This window comes from Azospirillum sp. B4, assembly GCF_000333275.1.
Classification (GTDB): Bacteria; Pseudomonadota; Alphaproteobacteria; order Azospirillales; family Azospirillaceae; genus Nitrospirillum.
Genome location: NZ_BACU01000625.1, coordinates 1 through 4,168, shown reverse-complemented (window position 1 = coordinate 4,168; position 4,168 = coordinate 1). Strand labels below are relative to the sequence as shown.

The 4,168-nt window shown below is 66.5% G+C and carries 5 protein-coding genes; 4 read left to right on the top strand and 1 reads right to left on the bottom strand.

Annotation, left to right across the window (positions count from 1 at the left end; all coding sequences use genetic code 11):
• The 4 genes from I55_RS27905 to I55_RS27890 form a co-directional block, all read left to right on the top strand.
• Positions 1 to 694: aldehyde dehydrogenase family protein (locus I55_RS27905; protein ID WP_044564007.1), on the top strand; the 694-nt coding region annotated here is incomplete at its 5' end.
• 27 nt (positions 695 to 721) lie between these two features.
• Complete coding sequence (locus I55_RS27900; RefSeq protein WP_044564006.1) at positions 722 to 2,284, top strand: AMP-binding protein; 1,563 nt, start codon at positions 722 to 724, stop codon at positions 2,282 to 2,284.
• Positions 2,285 to 2,316: 32 nt separating this feature from the next.
• Positions 2,317 to 3,510, top strand: coding sequence for a cytochrome P450 (locus I55_RS27895; protein WP_044564005.1), 1,194 nt, complete (start codon positions 2,317 to 2,319; stop codon positions 3,508 to 3,510).
• 68 nt (positions 3,511 to 3,578) lie between these two features.
• Positions 3,579 to 3,809, top strand: a complete 231-nt coding sequence (locus I55_RS27890; protein WP_044564004.1) for a hypothetical protein — start codon at positions 3,579 to 3,581, stop codon at positions 3,807 to 3,809.
• A 30-nt stretch (positions 3,810 to 3,839) separates the two neighbouring features.
• Here the strand turns inward: I55_RS27890 and I55_RS27885 are convergent.
• Positions 3,840 to 4,168, bottom strand: a 329-nt coding sequence (locus tag I55_RS27885; RefSeq protein ID WP_044564003.1) for a GMC oxidoreductase, incomplete at its 5' end; no start/stop codon positions are given.

Sequence of the window (4,168 nt, the reverse complement as noted above, 5' to 3'; positions counted from 1 at the left end):
CGCCATCGTGCTGGACGACGCCCCTGTCGAGACCGTCCTCGGCGGTGTCATGCCCACGCTGATCGGCCTGTGCGGCCAGCAATGCGCCGCCTACAGCCGCATCCTGGTGCCGCGCCACCGCCTGACCGACATCACCGAGGCCATGGCCGCCGCCTTCCAAGCCGTCCAGGTCGGCGACCCCTACACCGCCGGCACGCAGATGGGGCCCCTGGTCGCCAAGCGGCAGTTGGATCGCGTGCAAAGCTTCATCGACCAGGGGCGGAGCGATGGCGCCACACTGGTGACCGGTGGCGCCCGTCCCGCCCATTTGGAGCGCGGCTGGTTCATCGCGCCGACGCTGTTCACCGGGGTGGACAATTCCATGCCCCTGGCGCGGGAGGAAATCTTCGGCCCCGTGGGCAGCATCATCGCCTACGACAGCGAGGATGAAGCGGTCGCCATCGCCAACGACAGCCCCTATGGCCTGTCCGGTGGCGTGTTCACCCAGGACACGGACCGGGCCTATGCCATCGCCCGCCGCGTGCGTACCGGCAACTTCAGCCAAAACGGGCGGGTCATCGACTACACCCTGCCCTATGGCGGCTTCAAGCAATCAGGCATGGGCCGCGAAGGTGGTATCGAGGGCTTGCACGGCTTCACCGAGGTCAAGGCGGTCTTCCTGCCCCATGCCCCCTCACACCTGACCGCCCCGTGACTCCGCCCTTTCAAGGATCGTCGCCTGATGACCACCATTCCCGCCCTGCTCAGGACCGCCGCCCGCAAATACGGAAGCAAGCCAGCGCTCGTCAGCCGGACGGACGGGTCAATCAGCTTCGCCGGCTTGGATGCCCTGGCTGACAGGGTCGCCAGATCTTTTCTCAGCGGCGGCTTGGCCCAGGGCGACCGGGTCGGGATCTGGGCGCCCAACATGGCCGAATGGGTGGCCGCCGCCGCCGGCGCCCAGCGCGTCGGCGGCGTTGTCGTGCCCCTGAACACCCGGCTCAAGGGGGGGGAGGTCGCGGACATCGTCCGCCGCGCGGGCATCCGCCGGCTGGTCAGCATCGGCGATTTCCTGGGGCGCCACTACCCCGACATGCTGCGGACGGAAGATATGCCGGGGCTGCGGGACATCATCGTGCTGAGGGCCGACACCGCCAAGCTGGCGGGGCGCGAACGGGCATGGGACGCCTTCCTGGCCGATGGGGCCGGCGTGACGGATGAGCATCTGGCGGCCAGAGCGGCCGTGGTCACACCCAGCGACATCGCCGACATCATGTTCACCTCCGGCACCACAGGGCAGGCCAAGGGGGCGCTGTTCGACCACAAGCGATCACTCGGCGGCGGACGGGCCTGGCACGGCATCACCGGCATGACGGCCGACGACCACTACTGCGTCTTCGGCCCCTTCTCCCACAACGCCTCCTACAAGGCGGGCTGGGTGTCGGGCCTGATGACCGGCGCCACCGTCTACTGGCCCGAGGCCTATGACGGCGCCGCGGTCCTGGACCTTATCGCCACCAACCGCATCAGCGTCATGGCGGCACCGCCAACCGTCTGGCAGGAGGTGCTGTCCCATCCCAATCGCGCCGACTGGAACATCAGCAGCCTGCGTTTCCTCAGCACCGGCGGCACCACCATCCCCATGGAGCTGATGCGGAATCTGCGGCGGGAGCTTCCGAACGCCATCGTGTCCACCGGCTACGGCATGACGGAATGCTGCGGCTCCGCCACCCAGACCTTGCCAGGCGATCCCATCGAGCGCGTGGCCGGCACCGTGGGCAAGGCCATCCCCGGCACGGAGGTCCGGGTGGCCGATGCCAACGGTAGGCCGTTGCCCGCCGGACAAGCGGGCGAGGTGTTGATCCGCGACGACAAGCTGTTGATCGAATACCTGGACAGTCCGGAAGCGACGCGCGCCGCCCTGGACGCGGACGGCTGGCTGCACAGTGGGGACATCGGCGTGTTCGACACCGATGGCTACCTGAAAATCACCGACCGGCTGAAGGACATGTACATCGTCGGCGGCTTCAACGTCTATCCGGCGGAAATCGAGCGCCAGATGGGCGACCTGGCGGGCTTGCGCGCCTGCGCCATCGTCGGCGTGCCGGATGCCCGCCTGGGCGAGGTGGGCCACGCCTTCATCGTCCGCAGCCCCAGCTCCACCCTGACCGAGGTGGAGGTCATCGCGTGGAGCAAGGCGAACCTTGCCAACTACAAGGTGCCGCGCGCGGTCACCTTCGTTGACGCCCTGCCCATGAACACGTCCGGCAAGGTCCTGAAATTCGCCCTCAAGCAGATGATCTGACGACCACGCGCGCCACAGCGAGGAAGGAATAGATGACGATGTCCCAGAAGCCTGCTCACGTTCCGCATGACCGGCTCATCGACGTGAACATCTTTGACCTGCCTGGCGCCGAAGAAAATGCTCACTTAGCATGGATGGCGCTGCGCGGTCCCCACAAGCTGCTGTGGACACCTCACCATGGCGGGCATTGGATCGCCACCAGCGGCGATCTGATCGAGATGATCTACCGAACGTCGGAGATGTTCTCGAACCGGGAGGTCGGCATCCCCCCGAAGAAGTACCTGATCGATATGTTGCCAATCCAGCGGGATGGCGCGGAGCATAATGCATTTCGCGCGCTCATCGATCCGGCGCTGCGTCCAGCCGCCGTCCAGCGGTATGGCGTCCAGGCGCGGGAGCTGGCGATCCGGATCATCGAGGATCTTCTGCCGCGGGGAAGATGCGAGTTCGTCGCGGACTTCTCCCTAGTCATGCCGCTGTCCATTTTCCTGTCCATCGTCGACCTGCCGGTCGACGACCGCGAAGAACTGCATGCCCTGACCCGCGCTTCCTCGCGGTCCCCCACGGCGGAGCAACGGCAGGCCGCGTTCCGGCAGATCATCGATTATCTGGAACGATGGATCGCCAAGCGCCGCGCGGAGCCCGGCGACGACCTGCTGTCCACCATCATCCATAGCCAAATCGACGGCCGACCGCTGACCCATGCCGAGGTGCTGGGCGTGAGCGTCATGTTGCTGTTCGCCGGTCTCGACACAGTCGCGTCGATGATGGCCTTCGTCATGCACTACCTGGCGGACCATCCGGAGCACAGGCGCTGGATTATCGATAACCCGCGGCAGATCTCGTTCGCGGTCGAGGAGCTGATGCGCCGGCATGGCGTTGCGAACAACGTCCGGACGGTGGTGCGGGACGTCGAGTTGGATGGAGTCCTTCTGCGGGCCGGCGACCTGATTGTCGCGCCGAACTGCCTGCATGGCCTGGACGAACAACAGTTTCCGCATGCCGAAGAGGTGGATTTCAGCCGCCGCCCCGCCGCCAACGGCATCTTCGGCTGGGGCCCGCACCGCTGCGCCGGCGCCAACCTCGCGCGGATGGAGATGCGCATCCTGCTGGAGGAATGGCTGAAGCGTATCCCGGACTTCGAGGTCGACCCGGCCAAGCCAGCGGTACAGCAGACGGGCACGGTCAACGGCGTTCTGCAACTGCCGCTGCGCTGGGCCGCTTAAGACGAGCCAAAGATCTGGGGCCAGGTCGTGGTGGCTCCCAACAACAAATATTCAGGGAGGAAAAGACGATGAAAACCCGTCTGGGCGCCAAGCCGACCGACCGCAAGACCCATCAGCCCGGCATGGTCCTGGGCATCGCGGTCGCGTCACTGACCTTCATGGCCTGCGCCACGGTGTTCCACGCCGATGTCGATGTCATCACGCCCATCCGTGACGGCATCCGCAGCCAGAATACCGACTATCTCATGCAGCACCTGATGGACCAGGGCGGGGCCTGCCGTAGCATGTCCATATGCTGAGGGGGGCACTGAGCCCCCCTCCCGCTTCCCTTATCGTTCCGGCCGCGCCCGGCCATCCTCAAGGATAAGCGCCGCCGCCCGCCAGGCCGCCGCCATGATCGGGCCGTTGGTATTGGCCGACACCATGGTGGGCATGATGGAACCGTCCATCACCCGCAGGCCCGATACCCCCTTCACCCGCAGCCGCGCATCCAGGACCGCATCATTGAAATCGCCCATGCGGGCAGTGCCGCAGGCGTGGTAGCCGGCCTGACCCTGCGCGCGGAACGCCCGCAGGATCTGCTCATCCGTCAGCAGCGACCGTCCGGTTCCCGCTCGCCCGCACCAGGGGGGCGATGGCCGGCTGCTGCATCCAGCGG

Bases quoted from the DNA above. Each gene is read 5' to 3' on its own strand.
- I55_RS27900 (WP_044564006.1), top strand. From the start codon at position 722: ATGACCACCATTCCCGCCCTGCTCAGGACCGCCGCCCGCAAATACGGA.
- I55_RS27895 (WP_044564005.1), top strand. From the start codon at position 2,317: ATGACGATGTCCCAGAAGCCTGCTCACGTTCCGCATGACCGGCTCATC.
- I55_RS27890 (WP_044564004.1), top strand. From the start codon at position 3,579: ATGAAAACCCGTCTGGGCGCCAAGCCGACCGACCGCAAGACCCATCAG.